13 protein-coding genes are annotated in these 19,086 nt (G+C 62.4%); 6 read left to right on the plus strand and 7 right to left on the minus strand.

Annotated features, from left to right (window positions below; translation table 11 throughout):
- The first annotated feature begins 519 nt into the window (after positions 1-519).
- Entirely contained in the window at positions 520-2,463 is a 1,944-nt protein-coding gene (locus C0V73_RS15185; protein WP_102020859.1) for a M23 family metallopeptidase, read from the plus strand.
- A 102-nt stretch (positions 2,464-2,565) separates the two neighbouring features.
- Positions 2,566-3,135 carry a DUF805 domain-containing protein gene (locus tag C0V73_RS15190; protein WP_102020860.1) on the plus strand — a complete coding sequence of 190 codons (570 nt, stop codon included), beginning with the start codon at positions 2,566-2,568 and terminating at the stop codon, positions 3,133-3,135.
- Positions 3,136-3,202: 67 nt separating this feature from the next.
- Here the strand turns inward: C0V73_RS15190 and clpB are convergent, their stop codons facing one another.
- The 6 genes from clpB to C0V73_RS15220 form a co-directional block, all read right to left on the minus strand.
- Positions 3,203-5,806 carry an ATP-dependent chaperone ClpB gene (clpB, locus tag C0V73_RS15195; protein ID WP_102020861.1) on the minus strand — a complete coding sequence of 868 codons (2,604 nt, stop codon included), beginning with the start codon at positions 5,804-5,806 and terminating at the stop codon, positions 3,203-3,205.
- A gap of 208 nt (positions 5,807-6,014) precedes the next feature.
- On the minus strand, positions 6,015-6,773 hold the full coding sequence (locus C0V73_RS15200) for a DUF4167 domain-containing protein (RefSeq protein WP_102020862.1): 759 nt from the start codon (positions 6,771-6,773) through the stop codon (positions 6,015-6,017).
- Positions 6,774-7,103: 330 nt separating this feature from the next.
- Complete coding sequence (gene prmC, locus C0V73_RS15205; RefSeq protein WP_102020863.1) at positions 7,104-7,946, minus strand: peptide chain release factor N(5)-glutamine methyltransferase; 843 nt, start codon at positions 7,944-7,946, stop codon at positions 7,104-7,106.
- A 29-nt stretch (positions 7,947-7,975) separates the two neighbouring features.
- Positions 7,976-9,055, minus strand: coding sequence for a peptide chain release factor 1 (gene prfA, locus C0V73_RS15210; RefSeq protein ID WP_102020864.1), 1,080 nt, complete (start codon positions 9,053-9,055; stop codon positions 7,976-7,978).
- A 39-nt stretch (positions 9,056-9,094) separates the two neighbouring features.
- Positions 9,095-11,362, minus strand: a complete 2,268-nt coding sequence (gene ptsP, locus C0V73_RS15215; RefSeq protein ID WP_102020865.1) for a phosphoenolpyruvate--protein phosphotransferase — start codon at positions 11,360-11,362, stop codon at positions 9,095-9,097.
- 86 nt (positions 11,363-11,448) lie between these two features.
- A complete protein-coding gene (locus tag C0V73_RS15220; RefSeq protein ID WP_102020866.1) occupies positions 11,449-12,723 on the minus strand; it encodes an aspartate kinase in 1,275 nt (424 codons plus the stop codon).
- 282 nt (positions 12,724-13,005) lie between these two features.
- Between C0V73_RS15220 and mprF the strand changes: the two genes are divergently transcribed.
- On the plus strand, positions 13,006-15,606 hold the full coding sequence (mprF, locus tag C0V73_RS15225; protein ID WP_102020867.1) for a bifunctional lysylphosphatidylglycerol flippase/synthetase MprF: 2,601 nt from the start codon (positions 13,006-13,008) through the stop codon (positions 15,604-15,606).
- On the plus strand, positions 15,603-16,979 hold the full coding sequence (locus C0V73_RS15230; RefSeq protein WP_102020868.1) for an AcvB/VirJ family lysyl-phosphatidylglycerol hydrolase: 1,377 nt from the start codon (positions 15,603-15,605) through the stop codon (positions 16,977-16,979). The genes mprF and C0V73_RS15230 overlap by 4 nt, the downstream gene beginning before the upstream one ends.
- A 56-nt stretch (positions 16,980-17,035) precedes the next feature.
- On the opposite strand, the gene C0V73_RS15235 is transcribed toward C0V73_RS15230, so the two are convergent.
- A complete protein-coding gene (locus tag C0V73_RS15235; protein ID WP_102020869.1) occupies positions 17,036-17,617 on the minus strand; it encodes an SH3 domain-containing protein in 582 nt (193 codons plus the stop codon).
- A 165-nt stretch (positions 17,618-17,782) separates the two neighbouring features.
- On the opposite strand from C0V73_RS15235, the gene ubiG reads away from it, so the two are divergent.
- Together ubiG and C0V73_RS15245 are read left to right on the plus strand one after the other, a co-directional pair.
- Positions 17,783-18,538: a bifunctional 2-polyprenyl-6-hydroxyphenol methylase/3-demethylubiquinol 3-O-methyltransferase UbiG gene (ubiG, locus tag C0V73_RS15240; protein WP_102021243.1), complete on the plus strand. Its 756-nt coding sequence runs from the start codon at positions 17,783-17,785 to the stop codon at positions 18,536-18,538.
- A complete protein-coding gene (locus C0V73_RS15245; RefSeq protein ID WP_102020870.1) occupies positions 18,535-19,086 on the plus strand; it encodes a DUF924 family protein in 552 nt (183 codons plus the stop codon). Before ubiG ends, C0V73_RS15245 begins: the two co-directional genes overlap by 4 nt.

Consider the following 19,086-nt stretch of genomic DNA (forward strand, 5'->3'; position numbering starts at 1 on the left):
TTCAATTGTCAAAAAACAGACGGATCAAAACCCGTCAAAAATCCCTGCCACCCAACCCTAAAGTCGGGCAATAAATCAGCAATCCAGCCAATTTCGAAGGTTTTCTCTAGAGCGAAGGGCTTCGTCGCTAGCAGCGCCGCCGCCCTCGTCAGTGAGCGGATGTATAGATTCGCTTCTCCGAGCAGTCAACAGCCTTCTTCGATAAAATTCCAGAAAATCGACATGGCATTGAAAAACAACAGTTTTCCTGCGCGCTTCATTTTGGCCGCGCCTATTGGTCTGGATTTCAGCCCAACTTGGCCCGTGAAAGGGTGCTTGCATCAGCCCTCGGGCGTGCTCGCAGTCCTCCTTCACGTGTGTGTACGCGCGCGTGCCGCGCTAATTCCATATTTGCCTGCGCATAAGAGGGCCATGGCCCGCCGATTTGACGGCTCGGGCCAAAACATGAGACACAAAAGACGTGATCCAGTCGACCAACAGGCAGGCGCCCTGCGCCTCGGCCACAGACAGCAAGCCGGCATGACAACAGACCGCGACCTGATCCGTTCGCTCGGTGGCGAGCCTCCGATCCTGGCGGATGGCCTTCGCGCGCCCGATCGCCGCGAAATCTCGCTGCGCTGGCTGTCCGGCACCTTCCTGACTGGCATCACCTCCTGCATCCTCATGGGTGTCGCCCTGTTTGCAGCGCTGGATGGGCGCCAGCAATTGGCAATCCCGGCCGAAGCCTTTGCCGTCACCCCGCCGGATGCTGCGCAGACTGCAGCAGAAGAGACCATCCGCGGTTCCCGCATCTTCGGCCCGAAGATCGCAGCCCGCCCGGTCGACAAGGCGATCCTCGACGTGCCGACCGTCTTCAAGGATGGCGAGCGCGAAGTGGTGCGCAAGCTGCCCTTCGCCCATGTGAAGATGGTGCTGGCCGCAGACTATGCCAATCAGGAGCGCTATCCGCGCTTTGATCCTCTTTCCATCTTCGCCACCGACGAAGCCACACCGCCGGTCGCCAACAGGACCGGCTCTCTCTACGGCTCTGACGTAGAGTCGGAAGTCATCCTGAAGTCGACCCCCTTCCCGAGCATCCCGGACAAGCCGCTCGCTGGCGAGATGACCTTCGACGAGGTCGAGGAGAATGTCCGCTCGAACGGATCGGTGCTGACCGACGGCAACACGCAGGTTGCCGCCCTCTATTACATCGACCCGCGTCGCTTCGACACCGAGGATACGGGGCTCGATCTGGCCACCGGCATGACCGCACGCATCGTCGAGGAAAACATGAGCCTCGCAGAGCCGGAGATCATCACGCCGATGACGCCGGAATATGCCGACGACATCCTGCCCGCGCGCCGGCCCCAGTCGGTTGCTACGCTCATGACGGCGGCCGGCTATCCAGCCTCCAAGGCGGAAGATGTCGGCAAGGCACTCGCGCCCTTCATGAAGGGTGAAGGTCTCGTTGAGGGTGATATCATCCGGGTCGGTCTTTTGCAGCGCGGCGAAGAGGTCCGGCTCGTTCGTTTCTCGCTTTACCATCGCACCGAACATGTCGCGACGCTGGCCGTCAATGATGCAGGCCGCCTGGTCGAGGGTGCGGCGCCCCCGGCACTCGATGCGATCGCCGGCGCCTTCGACAATTCCCAGCCGGCGATGATGTCGGGCCGAGACCTGCCGCGCGTCTATGACGGTATCTACCGGGCCGCACTTTCCTATGGCATGAACCAGGACCTGACGGGCCAGGTCATTCGGCTGCTCGCCGCCAATGTCGACTTCCAGGCGCAGCTGAAGCCGTCCGACATGCTCGAAGCCGTCTTTTCGGTCACCGACGACCAGGGTATGGCGACCGACGAGTCCGAACTGCTTTATGTCCGCGCACGCTTCGGCGACACGATCACCCAGTTCTATCGCTTCCAGGATCCGGAAGACGGCTCGATCGACTATTTCGACGAGAACGGCAAATCGATCCGACAGTTCCTGCTACGCAACCCCGTGCCGAATGGCCGCTTCACCTCAGGCTTTGGCATGCGCCGCCATCCGATCCTCGGCTATTCCCGCATGCATACCGGCGTCGACTGGGCAGCGCCCCGCGGCACGCCGATCATCGCTTCGGGCAACGGCGTGGTCGAGAAGGCCGGCTGGGCCTCCGGCTACGGCAATCAGACCCTCATCCGCCATGCCAATGGTTACGTCACCTCCTACAATCACCAGAGCGGCATCGCCAAGGGCATCGTCCCGGGCGCCAAGGTCAAGCAGGGTCAGGTCATCGGCTTCGTCGGCTCGACCGGCTCCTCCACCGGATCGCACCTGCATTACGAGCTGATCGTCAACGGCACCAAGGTCGATGCGATGAAGGTGCGCCTGCCCGGCGGCAAGGCACTCGAAGGCGAGGTGCTGGCGAGCTTCCAGCAGGAACGTCAGCGCATCGACACCCTGCTCGAAAGCGGCGGCCGCCCGGCCCAGGTGGCAAGCCGCTAGCGCCGATGGCGCCAAACTTGAATCAAATTCGAGCCGTCCGCTTCATCAAAGCTCAGCAGTTGTATGATGTCCTTCCCTGCAATTTTTAAGCAGGGATTGGATATGATCGAAGCACTTTTCATGTTCGGAGGCCGCCTCAACAGGCTTCAGTATTTGCTGGCAGGCGTCTTGACCCATCTGGTCGGCGGCGGCATTTTGCTCCTGGGCGTGGTATCGATGGGAAATGGCGCAGGAGCGGGCGCGATTGCAACCCTCGCCTTGGCCGGCCTCGCGCTGCTCTGGATGGCCCTCAGCCTGCAGGCGGCGCGCATCCGTGACATCGGTCTCAGCCCGCTTCTTGTCATACTGGCCTTCACGATCGTCTATTCCATGGCGCATATCGGCAAGGAAACGATGAAGGATACGGATATCGGCACGGTGCTGGCAGGACTGACGATCGCCCTGCAGGCAGTTTTCGGGTTTTTCCTGCTGCTGATGCCAGGGGAGGACTCTCACACATCAGAACCGCCGGACCCGCTCGATTACAAATCCGCCCTTCTAGATCGGCGCGCTGCGATGATCCGAAGCGAAGACGCAGCCGCGGTGAGGTCCACTCCGAGACATAGCGAGGAAGCATCGACACGGGGGCGACAAGCGGGGACGAAACCGATCTTCGGTCGGCGCGGAATGTGACGGCCCAAACGGCCATGAAAAAGGGCGGCTCGGGGGGAGCCGCCCTTTCCTTCATCTGTCAAAGCTTTCAGGCTGCGGCACTCACCGAGGCCTTGGGCGAGATCAGCAGCCGGTCGCTGCCGGCCTCGATCGTCACATCGGAACCGTCGAGCACCTGACCCGACAGGATCTGCTCGGCGAGCGGATCCTGCAGGTATTTCTGGATCACCCGCTTCAAGGGGCGAGCGCCATACACGGGATCATAGCCCTTGTCGGCGAGCCAGCTCCGGGCATCCGGTGCCAGATCGATGCGGATCTTGCGCTCCGCCAGAAGCGAGAGAAGCCGCTTCATCTGGATATCGACGATCGCACCCATTTCCGAGCGACGCAGCCGGTGGAAGAGAATGATCTCGTCGACGCGGTTGAGGAATTCCGGCCGGAACGAGGCCTTCACAACATCCATCACCTGGTCGCGAACCTGGTCGACATCCTGATCCTCGCCGAGGCTGGTCAGGTAATCGGCCCCGAGGTTCGAGGTCATGATGATGATCGTGTTCTTGAAGTCGACGGTGCGACCCTGACCATCCGTCAGGCGACCGTCGTCGAGCACCTGCAGGAGTACGTTGAACACGTCGGGATGCGCCTTCTCGATCTCGTCGAACAGCACCACCTGATAGGGCTTGCGCCGCACTGCTTCCGTGAGCGCGCCACCTTCCTCATAGCCGACATAGCCCGGAGGTGCCCCAATCAGCCGGGAGACCGAATGCTTCTCCATGAATTCCGACATGTCGAGCCGAACCATCGCCGTCTCGTCGTCGAAGAGGAAACGGGCAAGCGACTTGGTGAGCTCGGTCTTGCCGACCCCGGTCGGACCGAGGAAGATGAACGAGCCGATCGGCCGGTTCGGATCCTGCAGCCCCGCACGCGCACGACGAACCGCCCGCGACACGGCCTGCACCGCATCGCCCTGCCCGACCACCGACTTCGCCAGATCGTCTTCCATCCGAAGCAGCTTGTCGCGCTCGCCTTCCAGCATCTTGTCGACCGGGATCCCGGTCCAGCGGGAAACGACATGGGCAATACCGTCAGGTGTGACGACTTCCTGCACCATGTTGGCAGCACCCGAACCGTCCTGGGCTTCAGCGGCGACCAGCTCCTTTTCGAGCTTCGGGATCATGCCATAGGCGAGCTCGCCGGCCCGCTGGAATTCACCCTGGCGCTGCGCGATCGCAAGCTCGTTGCGGGCTTCATCCAGCTGCTTTTTGAGGTCAGCGGCAAGGCCCAGCTTTTGCTTTTCCGCCTGCCAGCGGGCCGTGAGCGCATCCGCCTCTTCCTCGAGCGAGGTGAGTTCGGTTTCCAGGCGGTTCAGCCGGTCGGCAGAGGCCGCGTCGGTTTCCTTCTTCAGGGCTTCGCGCTCGATTTTCAGCTGGATGATGCGGCGATCGAGTTCGTCGAGCTCTTCCGGCTTCGAATCCACCTGCATCCTGAGCCGCGATGCGGCCTCGTCCATCAGGTCGATGGCCTTGTCGGGCAGGAAGCGGTCGGTGATGTAGCGGTTCGACAGGGTCGCAGCCGCAACCAGCGCCGAATCCGAGATCCGCACCTTGTGATGCTGCTCGTATTTTTCCTTGAGACCGCGCAGGATCGAGATCGTGTCCTCGACCGTCGGCTCTTCGACCATCACAGGCTGGAAGCGCCGGGCAAGCGCCGCATCCTTCTCGACATGCTTGCGGTATTCGTCGAGCGTGGTTGCCCCGACGCAGTGCAGCTCGCCGCGGGCAAGCGCCGGCTTCAACAGGTTCGATGCATCCATGGCGCCATCGGCCTTACCGGCACCAACAAGCGTGTGCATTTCGTCGATGAACAGGATGATCTCGCCGTTTTCAGCCTGCACTTCGTTGAGAACGGCCTTCAGCCGCTCCTCGAACTCGCCGCGATACTTGGCACCGGCAATCAGAGCGCCCATGTCGAGCGCCATCAGCTTCTTGTCCTTCAGGCTTTCCGGCACGTCGCCATTGATGATGCGCAGCGCAAGGCCCTCGGCAATCGCCGTCTTGCCGACGCCGGGTTCACCGATCAGGACCGGATTGTTCTTGGTCCGGCGCGACAGGACCTGGATCGTGCGACGGATCTCGTCGTCACGACCGATGACCGGATCGAGCCGGCCCTCGCGCGCCTCGGCCGTCAGGTCGCGGGCATATTTCTTCAAGGCGTCGAAGCCCGCTTCGGCATTGGCGCCGTCAGCTGTCCGGCCCTTGCGGACCTCGTTGATCACCTGGTTCAGCGCGTTCGCGGTCACTCCGCCCTTCTTGAGCGAGGCGGATGTGGAAGCGGAGGATTCGATCGCAAGCGCCAGCAGCAGACGTTCGACGGTGACGAAACTGTCACCGGCCTTCTTCGCGGCGTCTTCCGCCGTCGAAAACACCTTGGCGAGCGGCTGGGCCAGATAGACCTGGCCATTGCCGCCAGAGACCTTCGGCAACTTGGCAAGGGCTGCATCATTGGCAATGCGCACGGCCTTGGCATCACCGCCCGCACGGCTGATCAGCGAGGAAGCCATGCCCTGCTCGTCATCGAGCAGAACCTTGAGCACATGTTCGGGTGTGAATTGCTGATGCCCCTCCGACAGGGCGTAAGTCTGCGCCGATTGCAGAAAACCGCGCACGCGTTCGGAATATTTCTCGATATTCATCGTCACTCTCCCTTGTCTCCGCCCTGCCCGCAATCGGCACAAATCGGATGGTGTGGATGAGGCCCCCGAAAGCGGCGGACCCCGGAGCGGAAACCGCTCCCTCGACCGAGATATGGGAGCGGGATTTTGCCCTTTAAAGAGGCAGATAAACGAAAAACTCCGGGTGGGAGCCCGGAGTTTTGCAATCGTCAAATGGAGCCGGAAAAGCTCATTCGGAAGTCACGTCGGCGAGAGCGGGCGCTTCGCCACCTTCGCCATTGTCACCACCTTCACCACCCTCGTCACCACCAGCGCTGCGGCGCGGCTGACGGCGCGGACGGTTACCGGCATTGCGGCGGCGCGGCTGGCGCTCGCCGCTGGCTTCCGCCGCGCTTTCGGCAGCAGCGGCTACGGCTTCGGCCGGCATGTCTTCAAGCACGGGCTGCGGACCGGTACCGGCGATCTCAGGCTGCGGCTGCGCCTGGGGTTGCGGCTGAGGCTGACGCTCGCGGCGCTCGTTCTGCTGCGAGCGATTGTGCTGCTGCGGCTGCTGATGCTGCGGCGCCTGCTGGTTGCCGCGATCATTGCTCTGGCCGGAATTGTCGTCCGAGCCGTCGAAGTCTTCGCCGTCCCGTTCGTTGTAATCCTGGCGATCGTCGCCGCCATCGCGGTCGTCACGCTGGAAGCGCTCCTGCATCTGCGACTGAGCGGCCGCGATGATGCGGTTATAGTGCTCGGCGTGCTGCAGGTAGTTTTCCGCCATGACGCGGTCGCCGGCGCTCTGGGCGTCGCGAGCGAGCGTGGAATACTTCTCGGCGATATGCTGGGCGGTGCCGCGGATCTTCACATCTGGGCCGGAGCTGTCATAGGTCCGGGTAAGCGGGTTCTGGCCCTTGCGGTTGAAATTGTTGTTTCCACCGCCGCCGCCACCGCCGCCGCCATTGTTGTTACGCCCCCGACCACGCTTGTTTTGCTGTCCTGGCCTCATAGATGCTTCACCTGAATGTCTTTGTTGTGCTGATAAAGGGCAACGTCATTGGCTCTGGTTGAACCGGACCAAGTCTATGCGCGCCGCCGACAGACCGCGCTCTCGCCTTGCTCGCCGCTGGTGAAAGTCGAGTTTACTGAGTTACGCATCGGTCCAGTCGTGCTTCGCGGAGTTCGACAGCGAACTTTTTCGAAGCCGGCCTAGTCGCGAACGAATCTTCGTTCTTTCCCCGCCGCCCGTTGCGTGCCCGCAAACTATTACGCTTCATTCGGAAAACCAAGCCTTTTTCTGGCTTTCCTGCAATTATCCTTAGCAGGCGCAGCAAAGGGCCTAATTAAGCGTTGGTGCAAACACCAGAACACGGTCGTTACCACCATAGTCGCGACGTTCTTCGAGAAGAGAAAATCCAGCCTCTTCAAAGATTTGCGTCACGTCATCCCGCTGGTCGAAACCGATTTCCAGGCCAACCAGCCCATGATCTTCGAGATGCTCCAGCGCCTCTGCCGCGATGGCACGATAGGCCTCAAGCCCATCCGGGCCACCGTCAAGCGCAGCCATCGGATCGAAATTCGTCACCTCGGGCTCCAGCCCCACCACCACATCGCTCGGGATATAAGGCGGATTGGAGATGATGATGTCGAAACGCTCGGATGTCCTTTCAAACCATGGGCCCGCTCGTGTCGTGAAACGCGACGAGAGCCCGTTGCGCTCGGCATTGGCCGCAGCCGTCTTCAACGCATCCTCTGAGATATCGATACCCATGGCCTCGGCCTCCGGGCATTCCTGAAGCAGGGCAAGAGCAATCGCTCCGGTGCCCGTCCCGAGATCGACGATCTTTGGCTTCATACCTGCAGAGATCATAGTCCGGAGATGTGGCAGGATCACGTCAACGAGGATTTCGGTATCCGGTCTCGGCTCCAGCGTGCCCTCGGATAGCGCGAGGTCGAGACCATAAAAGTCCCGACGTCCGAGAATGCGATAGACCGGCTCCCGCGCGAGCCGCCGGACGATCGCCTCCTCGACACGTGCCGCGAGGTCTGCAGCCACCGGCTTGTCGCCATCCAGCAGAAGGGCCGTCGGACTCAGGTCCAAAAGACCGCTGATCAGCACCCGGGCATCGGTTGCCGGGTCGGCAAGCCCGGCGGCCTCGAAGCGCCGTCGTGCCTCGGCCATCAGCAACCTCGCGGATGGCGCCACGCCACTCACTGGTTTTCGCCGAGTTGCGCCAGCTGCCCGGCCTGATAGTCGGAAATCAGCGCATCGAGCATTTCGTCGAGATCGCCTTCGATCATCCGGTCAAGCTTGTAGAGCGTCAGGTTGATCCGGTGATCGGTCACGCGCCCCTGCGGGAAATTATAAGTGCGGATGCGCTCCGACCGGTCGCCCGAGCCGACCTGGCTCTTGCGGTTCGCCGACCGTTCGCTATCCAGCTTCTGCCGCTCGATGTCGTAGAGCCTGGAACGCAGAACCTGCATCGCCTTGGCGCGGTTCTGGTGCTGGGACTTCTCCGAGGACGTCACGATCAGCCCCGTCGGCAGATGTGTGATGCGCACGGCCGAGTCCGTGGTGTTGACGTGCTGGCCACCCGCACCCGACGCGCGCATCGTATCGATCCGGATATCCTCGGGCTTGATCTCGATGTCGATGTCTTCGGCTTCCGGCAGAACGGCAACGGTTGCCGCAGACGTATGAATGCGCCCGCTCGCCTCCGTTTCCGGCACGCGCTGAACGCGGTGAACGCCGGATTCGAATTTCAGCTTGGAGAACACGCCCCGCCCACTGATCGTCGCGATGATTTCCTTGTAACCGCCGGCCTCGCCTTCGCTGGCGGAGAGCACCTCCACCTTCCAGCCCTTGGTCGAGGCAAAGCGCTCGTACATGCGAAAGAGATCACCGGCAAAGAGGGCCGCTTCCGAGCCGCCGGTTCCTGCCCGGATTTCCAGGATGGCGCTCTTCTCGTCGGCGGCATCCTTCGGCAGGAGCAGGATCTGCATCTCGCCTTCAAGCGCCTCGATCCGGCTTTCGATTTCGGGCAACTCCATCTCGGCGAGATCGCGCATCTCGCGGTCCGTCGCCTTGTCGGAAAGCATGGCGCGCAAGCCGTCGGCCTCGTCGATCGCAGCCTGGTATTCGCGGATCTTCTTCACGACCGGCTCAAGCTCGGAATACTCGGAGGCGAGCTTCACATAGACATCGGCTGCCGGTCCCGCCGACATTCGCGCCTCGATCTCGCCGAAGCGGCGTTCGAGTTCGCGCATTTTCTCGACAGGAAGCTTCGCCACCCTTTACTCCAGGTCAGTCGCCAGAATCAGTCGTCAAAGTCAGACGGGGATATTGTGCTCTTCCGCATGGCGGACGAGCAGGTCGCGCACTGACACGCCCGGGGTGTCGTCGTCAAGCGCAGCCGTCAGAACCTCGGACAACCGACTGATATCCAGACCGAGCAGCATCGCCTTGACCGGACCGATTGCCGTCGGTGACATCGAGATCGAGCGGAAGCCGATCCCGAGCAGCGCCATCGCCGAAAGCGGCTTCGACGCCATCTCCCCGCACAGCGTCACCGGCGTCTTGTTCCGCTCTCCGGCACGCACGATGTCCCGGAGGATCCGGAGGAACGGCCGCCCGAGCACGTCGAAACGATCGGACACGCGCGCATTGCCACGGTCCACCGCCATCGCGAACTGGAACAGGTCATTCGACCCGACCGAGACGAAATCCACCTCGTCCATCAGCTCGTCGAGCTGCCAGAGCAGCGCCGGCACTTCGAGCATCGCGCCGAACTGCAGCTTTTTCGGCAACTGATGGCCGAACTTGGAGATATGCTGGATCTCCTTCTGCATCAGTTCACGCACCTGACGGATCTCCGATACCTCCGTCACCATCGGCAGCATCATCTTGAGCTCGGCGCCGGAGGCCGCCTTGAGCAGGGCCCTCAACTGGGTGCGCAGCAGGCCGGGGCGATCAAGCGACAGGCGGATCGCCCGCCAGCCAAGCGCCGGGTTCTCTTCTTCCTGAGAGCGGAAATAGGGAACGACCTTGTCCCCACCGATATCAAGTGTCCGGAAAGTCACCGGGCGCCCAGCCGCCTGCTTGAGCACATTGCGGTAGAAGCTCTCCTGCTCCTCGCCCTTCGGCATGGTCGAGGAGATCATGAACTGCAATTCGGTCCGGAACAGCCCGATGCCATCGGCACCGGAATCGGCTAGCTGCGGCAGGTCGACAAGCAGACCGGCATTCATCTGCAGCTTGATCCGATGCCCGTCCTTGGTAACAGGTTCGACATCGCGCAGCGCGCGGAACTGTTCCTGCCGCTTCGCCCTGAGCTTGACCTTTTCCTCATAGGCCTTCTGCAGATCGGCGACCGGACGCACATGCACCTTGCCGTCGTCACCGTCGATGATGACGGGATCGCCGTTTTCGGCAAGCGCCACGGCACCCGCCGCCTGACCGACGACCGCAATGCCCATGGCACGCGCAACGATCACGACGTGGCTGGTCACAGCCCCTTCTTCGAGCACCAGACCGCGCAGGTTCGCACGCGGATAATCGAGAAGTTCGGCGGCCCCCATGGCGCGCGCAAAGACGATCGCGTCGTTCGGAAACCCTTCGGCTGCACTATGCGGCGAAAAGCCGGTGAGCTGGCGCAACAAGCGGTTCGCCAGATCGTCGAAGTCGTGCATCCGCTCGCGCAGATAGGGATCTGTCAGGCGCATCATGCGCGCCTTGGTGTCGCTCTGCACCTTCTCGACGGCTGCTTCTGCTGTGAGGCCGTTATGGATCGCCTCTTCCATGCGCCGCACCCAGCCCTGGTCATGGGCAAACATGCGGTAGGTTTCGAGCACGTCGCGATGCTCGCCTTCCATGGAGACTTCACGCCGCGACAGCATGTCGTCGATCGAAATACGCAGCGAACCCAGCGCATCGGCCAGCCGGCGAATTTCCGTCTCGCTGTCTTCGTTCAGGAGATTGGTGACGACGATGCGCGGCTCGTGCAGCACGACATAACCGAGGCCGATGCCTTCGGAATAACTGTCCCCGTCAATCGAGACGGGTCGCGTCAGGTCGAGTTCGAGGCCGGGTCGGGTAATCTTCTTGAGTTCGCCGGTGGCGATCATCTCGGCGAGCACCATCGCGGTCGTCTCGAGCGCTTCGAGCTCGTCCTCGCGATAATTACGCTGCGCCTTGTTCTGCACGACGAGAACGCCGAGGCTTCGACCGGCACGCAGGATCGGCACACCGAGGAAGGAGTGGTAGATCTCTTCGCCGGTTTCCGGCAGGTAGCGGAAGGCCGGATGCGCCTGGGCATCCGAAAGATTGAGAGACTGGGCAGAGGCCGCGATCGTACCGACAAGACCCTGGCCCATCTTAAGCTGGGCCAGGTGGACCGCGTCCTTGTTCAGACCTTCGGTGGCATAGAGTTCCAGAACGCCGTCGGAGCGGAGGACATAGGCGGAGCACACCTCTGCGACCATGTTGTTCGCAATCTGGCGAACGATCCGATCAAGTCGCTCCTGCGGCTCGAGCGGCTCCGCCATCAGTTCGCGCAGCCGCTTGAGGAGGACGCGGGGACCCGCAGAAAGGTCTCTCATCGCGTTTTTGCTCCACTTCCCATTGGTCAGCGGATTGTTACCCTTACCTTTTCAGGGGTCGGGTCACGCGTGTCCGCTCTCAGGAATCAATTCTTATCCAGACCGTAGCAGGAATGCAAAGTCCGAACCGCAAGCTCGGCATAGGGACCGTCGATCAGGATGGAGATCTTGATCTCCGAAGTCGTGATCGCCTTGATGTTGATGCCCTTCTCGGCAAGCGCCCGGAAGGCCGTTGCAGCAACACCCGCATGGCTGCGCATGCCGATGCCGATGACGGAAACCTTGACCAGACCCTTTTCGCTCTGGACGACGTCGAAGCCGATCTTCTCCTTGTTGGAGCCGAGAACGGCGAGCGCCTTGTCCACGTCGCCAGAGGGCACCGTGAAGGTCATGTCGGTCTTCGAACCATCTTCCGAGATGTTCTGGACGATCATGTCGACATTGATGTGGGACTCGGCGAGCGGTCCGAAGATCGCAGCCGACACGCCTGGCCGGTCGGCCAGGCGGCGCAGCGAAATCTGGGCTTCATCCTTGGCATAGGCAATACCGGTGACGACTTCCTGTTCCACGATCTCTTCCTCATCGCAAATCAACGTACCGGGCGGGTTCATCAGATCGCCCATGCCCGGCGCATCGGGATCTTCAAAGCTGGAGCGCACGAAGGTGCGGACCTTGTGCACCATGGCGAGTTCGACGGAGCGGACCTGCAGCACCTTGGCGCCGAGCGATGCCATTTCGAGCATTTCCTCGAAAGCGATCTTCTTCAGGCGACGCGCCTTGGGCTCGATGCGCGGGTCGGTCGTATAGACGCCGTCAACGTCAGTATAGATGTCGCAGCGGTCAGCCTTCACGCCAGCGGCAATCGCCACGGCCGAGGTATCCGAGCCGCCACGACCGAGCGTCGCGATACGATTGTCAGGGCCGATGCCCTGGAAACCGGCAACGACAGCCACCTGGCCTTCGCTCATGCGGCGAATGATCTCGGTGCCGTCGATCTCCTGGATACGGGCAGCGCCATGAGCGTTGTCGGTCTTGATCGGGATCTGCCAGCCCTGCCAGGAGCGGGCATTGATATCCATCGACTGGAGCGCGATCGCCAGCAGGCCGGCAGTCACCTGTTCGCCCGAGGCGACGACGGCGTCGTATTCGCGCGCATCGTAGAAAGGCGAAGCGGCACCGGCGACCTTAGGCATGTTTTGCACCCAGTCGACCAGCTCGTTCGTCTTGCCGGACATGGCCGAGACAACAACGGCCACTTCGTGACCCGCATCGACTTCGCGTTTCACATGGCGCGCGACGTTATAGATGCGATCCAGATTGGCGACGGATGTCCCGCCGAATTTCATGACGATGCGAGCCATAGACTTGAACCATATGCCCTTGAATGACGCCGGGACCCCGGCACAGAAATACCGGCCTGGGCGGATAAGCCTCAGGTTGCCGGGCTTTTAGTCTATCTGGCCAAGGGGCGCAACGGCCACTTAGCCCTCAAACGGTACGCCATGGCGCGGATTTTTCCACGCCTCTGTCCCGAGGGAACACTGCCTTAATTTGGATCGAATTCGAGCGCCAACCATGAGGCGACGCCCGGACTGGGAGGCCGGATCGTCTCGTTTTCGTCGAAGGATACCGGATAGGGTGTCATGAAAGCAGCTGACGCATTCCCCGAGACTGCCCTGAGCGACACTCTCCCGCCGCCCTCCTTCCTCAAGAGACATGCAAAGTCGATCGCGGCAATTGCGGCACTCATCGTCTTTGCCGCCGTCGGTTATGCCGTCTACCAGCTGACGGAGGAAGTCACCTATGCCGATGTCCTCCGCGCACTGGCATCAACGAATTCCTCCTCGATCGCGCTCGCCGTCCTTTTCACAGGCCTGAGCTTCATTACCCTCTGCTTCTACGACCTGAACGCGCTTGCCCATATCGGTCGCAAGCGCCCCTGGCCGGAGGTGGCGCTTACCGCCTTCAGCGCCTATGCCGTGGGCAATGTCGCAGGCTTCGGCGCCTTGTCGGGCGGGGCGATCCGCTACCGTGCCTATGCCCGCGCCGGCCTTTCGCCTGACGAAATCGGCCGCATCATCGCCTTCGTCACCGTGTCCTTCTCGGTCGGCCTCGCGCTCCTGACCACATGCAGCTTGATCCCTATGGCCGGGGAAATTGCGCCGCTGCTTGGGATCTCCTCGGCGACGCTCGCGACCGTGAGCACCGTCATCCTGCTCTCGATCCTGCTGCTTCTCGGCATTGCCAGCCGAAACGGGCTGACGATTGCCGGCCGCACACTCCGCCTTCCCGATACCGGCACGCTCTCGCGGCAATTCCTGGTGACTGTGCTCGATGTCGCCTTCTCGGCATCTGTCCTCTACGCCCTGTTGCCCGCAGAAGCGCAGATATCCTGGCCCGCCTTCTTCGCGGTCTATGCAGTCGCCATCGGCATCGGCATCGTCAGCCACGTGCCCGCCGGCCTTGGCGTCTTCGAGGCCGTGATGCTCGCTGCTCTCGGCTCGCAGGTTCCAAACGACGCGCTGCTTGCCTCGCTCGTCGCCTACCGCGCCATCTATTATGTCCTCCCGCTGGTCATCGCGATCCTCGTGGTCACGGCAACCGAACTTCGCCAGCTGTCGTCGAGCCCGCTTGCAACAGGCGTCGCCAGAACGGCCGGACGCCTCGCGCCGACACTGCTGTCCGCGCTCGCTTTCGTCCTCGGCGCCATACTGGTCCTGTCGAGCGTCACCCCGACCCCAAGCGACAACCTCGACCTCCTCGCTGGGTTCCTGCCGCTTCCCGTGGTCGAAGGCGCCCATTTCCTCGCCAGCATCCTCGGCCTGATGCTCGTCATCCTCGCCCGCGGCCTTGCCCAGCGCCTGGACGGCGCCTGGTGGGGAGCGCTCTTCATAGCAGTGCTTGCCCTTGTGCTTTCGCTCGCCAAGGCGGTTGCCGTCTACGAAGCGGCCCTGCTTGCCATCCTCGTCATCGGCCTCATCCCGAGCCGCCGCCTCTTTCACCGCAAGGCGTCTCTCGGCCGGACCCTCACCTCCTCCTGGCTGCTCGCCGTTGCCGTCCTGATCGGCGGTGCGGCCATCGTCCTCCTCTTCGTCTACCGCGACGTCGAATACAGCCATACGCTCTGGTGGCAGTTCGCCTTCGATGCCGAGGCGCCGCGCTCGCTTCGCGCCATGCTCGGCCTCACCGTCGTCGCCATGGGTGTCGGCCTCTTCAGCCTCATGCGCCCGGCAGCTCCGGCAATCCGCCCGGCAAGCGAGCAAGAACTGGCACAGGCCGTCGCCATTCTCGACCGCCACGATGTGGCAGACGCCAATCTAGTGCGCACCGGCGACAAGTCGGTGATGACCTCACCCGATGGCGAAGCCTTCCTGATGTATGGCCGCCAGGGTCGTTCCCTGATTGCCTTCCTCGATCCCGTCGGGCCAAAAGCCTCGCGTGACGAGCTCGTCTGGCAATTCGTCGAAACCGCGCGTGCAAGCGGATGCCGCGCCGTCTTCTACCAGGCCTCGCCCGCCATCCTGCCCGTCATCGCCGATGCCGGCATGAAGGCCTTCAAGCTCGGCGAAATGGCGGTGGTCGACCTTGAACTTTTCGACCTTAAGGGTGGCAAATGGTCTGGCCTGCGCCAGGCTGCCGCCAAGGGCGAGCGGGACGGCCTCACCTTCGAGATCATCCCGACGGAAAAAGTCGCTGATATCCTCGACGACCTGCGCCACATCTCCGATGCCTGGCTCGACCATCACCGGGCGAAGGAGAAGGGCTTTTCGCTCGGCGCCTTTACCGACACCTACATGATAGCCCAACCGGTCGCCGTCCTGCGCCACGAGGGCCGCATCGTCGCCTTTGCCGACATTCTGCTGACGGACACGCGCGAGGAGGCATCGATCGACCTCATGCGCTTCGCCCCCGATGCCCCGAAAGGCGCGATGGATTTCTTGTTCGTGCGCCTGATGACGACCCTCCGCGACCAGGGCTATCGCCATTTCAACCTCGGCATGGCGCCGCTGTCTGGCCTGTCACGCCGCGAGGTCGCGCCCGTCTGGGATCGCGTCGCCAACACTTTCTATGAACACGGCGAACGCTATTACAATTTCAAGGGCCTCCGCGCTTTCAAATCCAAGTTCCATCCCGACTGGCAGCCGCGTTATCTTGCGGTCGCCGGCGGTCTCAATCCCGTATTGGCCCTGCTCGACGCGACCCTTCTGATCGGCGGCGGCCTGAAAGGCGTGGTGAAGAAATGAAGTCCTCCCTCCGCGCGACGCTGCTCGCACTTCCCCTTCTTGCCTTGTTATCGCCCACCATCGCGCCCGGTCCGGCACATGCCGAAGACCCGCCGCTCGACACCGGCATGATCCCCTCGCCGGTCACACTCTTGCCCGAAAGAGATCCGCAATCGCTCGTCGTGCTGCTGTCTGACGCACCGGGTTGGCAGGATGCCGACCAGAAGGAAGCCGAGCGCCTGCAGGCAAACGGCGCGATCGTCGTTGGCATCGACACGCCGAAATACATGGCCTCGCTGTCTGCCGACAAAGGCGATTGCATCTACACAGTCTCCGATATCGAGGCGCTCGGTCACCAGCTGCAGCGCAAGGCCGGTAATGCGAACTTCCTCCCGCCCATCGTCGCTGGTCGCGGCGAAGGCGGCGCGCTCGCGCTCGCCATCCTTGCCCAGACCCCAAAAGCCACAATCGGCCAGACGCTTGCCCTCGACCCGGAAGCCGGCATCCCGCTCACCAAACAGTTTTGCACACCGGCTGAGAAGAAGGTCGATGGTGACAGGATGCTCTACGGCCTCACACCGGGTGACCTGCCTGATCCAGCGACCGTTCTCTTCAGCCCCGCTGCCAAGGCCGATGCCCGCGCCCATGTCACTGACCTCCTGGAGAGCCATCCGGACATCGACCAGCGCGACATCGACACGGATACGGACAAGGCCTTTTCCGACACGATCAACGAACTGGTCGCGGCGACCAATGCCGCAGAAACCCCGCTCGGCCTGCCGCTGACCGTTCTGGACGCGACGCCCTCTCGCGATACCATGGCGGTGATTTATTCGGGCGATGGCGGCTGGCGCGATCTCGACAGCCAGGTCGGCACCAATCTGCAGGCCGCCGGCATCCCCGTCGTCGGCGTGGATTCGCTCCGTTACTTCTGGTCGAAGAAGACGCCCGAACAGACGAGCGAGGATCTCTCCACCATCATCCATACCTACGAGAAGCGCTGGAAGGTGAAGCATGTAATTCTGATCGGCTATTCCTTCGGCGCCGACATCCTGCCCGCGGCCTATAACGGGCTACCGGACAAGCTAAAGTCGCGCGTCGCACAGGTGAGCCTGCTCGCCCTCTCCCACCAAGCCGACTATGAGGTCTCGGTGTCAGGCTGGCTCGGCAGCAGCGGGACCGGCAGCGCCGATCCCCTGAGAGATGTTGGGAAGATAGAGCCCGCACGCGTTCAATGCATGTTCGGCACGGACGAAGAAGACGACGCCTGCAAAGATCTGGTCGGTGGCCCGGTCGAGACGATCGGCATCAAGGGCGGGCACCACTTTGACGGCGACTATCCTGCGCTCGCCAAACGTATTGTCGACGGACTGGACCGGCGGATGTCACGCTGAACGCGAAACGAGGGGGCAATTCGCCCCCTCGTTCTACATTTCCAAAAAAAACGAGTTTAGCGGCAGGCGCTTGGATCTCGTTCGCAGCGCTCTCGCATCATGCTCCTCAACGGAAGCCGTCCCGGTTCGTCCTGCCGCTCGATATCGCGACGCACCCGGCGATCATCGTCGCGGCCGCGTCTGTCGTTGTCGACCCGGCGGTCGCGGTCCCGGTCGCGACGATCGTCGCGCCAGCCATCACCATCCCGCCAGCGATCGCGATCGCGGTAGAAGGCGCGGCCGCGGTAGTGATCGTCCCAGTAACGGCCAATACTGAAGGTCACGGTCGGAATGCCGAGCGGGCGGTAGTACCGCGGCCCGACCGCCACGCGGCGCTGCGAATAGGTCGTCTGCAGATACGATCCCGAAACCCATCCACGGTAACCCGCGAAAGAGACATCGCACCAGTTGGCGCTCGACATACAGCCCTGGATATTGACGCGCGTTCCAGCGGGCACCACGATCACGGCAGGATAGCGTGTGCTCGGCCCGGACCGCATGTTGACATTGGCGGTCGAGAAGGCCGTAGCCGCCTCGGCAACGGCCGGTAGGGCGCCCGCAGATGCGGCAAGCGCCGCGATGATCCACATCTTCTTCATGGTCTTCAAACTCCTGTTCACCGATCGCCCGCGAGGGCTGCGGTTCGCCTTTCAACGTCTGGCCCCTCCCGAGGTTCCCACTCCTGCCCCACCTGCGACGTCCATGCCCTTGACTTTGCAAGCCATCGGGACGACTTCATGGCCATCGCCGCAGGAGGTTCCGTCATGAGTGCAGAGGCACGCACCACCATTGATCAGTCAGAAGTCGACCGCTTCTCCGCCATGGCCGCGGAATGGTGGGACCCGACCGGCAAATTCAAGCCGTTGCACAAGATCAACCCCGTGCGTCTCGCCTACATCAGGGACAAGGTCGTCGAGCATTACGGCCGCGATCCCAGAAGCGCCCGCCCGCTCGAAGGCCTTCGCATCCTAGATATCGGCTGTGGTGGCGGTTTGCTCTCCGAACCCGTCGCCCGCATGGGTGCGAGCGTGCTCGGGGCCGACGCGTCCGAAAAGAACATCAAGATCGCCATGACCCACTCGGCCCAGAGCGGCGTCGAGGTCGATTACCGCGCCGTCACGGCCGAGGAACTGGCAGCCCAGGGTGAAACCTTCGACATCGTGCTTAACATGGAAGTCGTTGAACACGTCGCCGACGTCGATTTCTTCCTCTCGACCTGCGCCTCGATGGTCCGCCCCGGCGGCCTGATGCTGGTTTCCACCATCAACCGCACCTTGAAGGCAGCCGCGCTTGCGATCGTCGGCGCCGAATACGTGCTTCGCTGGCTGCCGCGCGGCACCCACCAATATGAAAAGCTGGTCCGTCCGGAAGAAATCGAGCGCCCGCTGTCGGCAAGCGGCATGCAGATCCTCGAGCGCAAGGGCGTCTTCTTCAATCCGCTGCAGAACCAGTGGAACCTCTCGGCCGATATCGACGTGAACTACATGATGCTCGCCAGCCGCCCGGGCCAGACGGCATGACCTCGCCACAGGCCGTCATCGATTGCTGGCTGCGCCACGGCCCGGAAGCCTGGTTCTCCCGCAATGAAGCCCTGGATGCCGAAATTCAGGCGGAATATGCCGACCTGCATTTCCAGGCCTCGTGCTGCGCCCTCTCGGAATGGGAGAAGACGCCGGAGGGAACGCTCGCGCTGCTCCTCCTGCTCGACCAGTTCCCGCGCAACCTCTTTCGCGGCAGCGGCCATTCCTATGCCACCGATCCGTTGGCCCGCGCCACGGCCCGTCGCGCGCTCGACAAGGGTTTCGACGTCAAGGTCGAGCCGATCCTGCGCCCCTTCTTCTATCTGCCCTTCGAGCATTCGGAAGAGCTTGAAGACCAGAAGTTCAGCATTTCCCTCTTCGAGAAACACCGCGACGAGACGGGCGATGCAGAGCCGCTGAAATGGGCGATCGTGCACCTCGAACTGATCGAGCGCTTCGGCCGTTTCCCGCATCGCAACGCAGCCCTCGGCCGCGAGACAACGCCTGAAGAACAGGTCTATCTCGACGCCGACGGTTTCAAGGGCTGA

Origin of the sequence: Rhizobium sp. TH135, from assembly GCF_002855515.1 — a bacterium.
Classification (GTDB): domain Bacteria; phylum Pseudomonadota; class Alphaproteobacteria; order Rhizobiales; family Rhizobiaceae; genus Allorhizobium.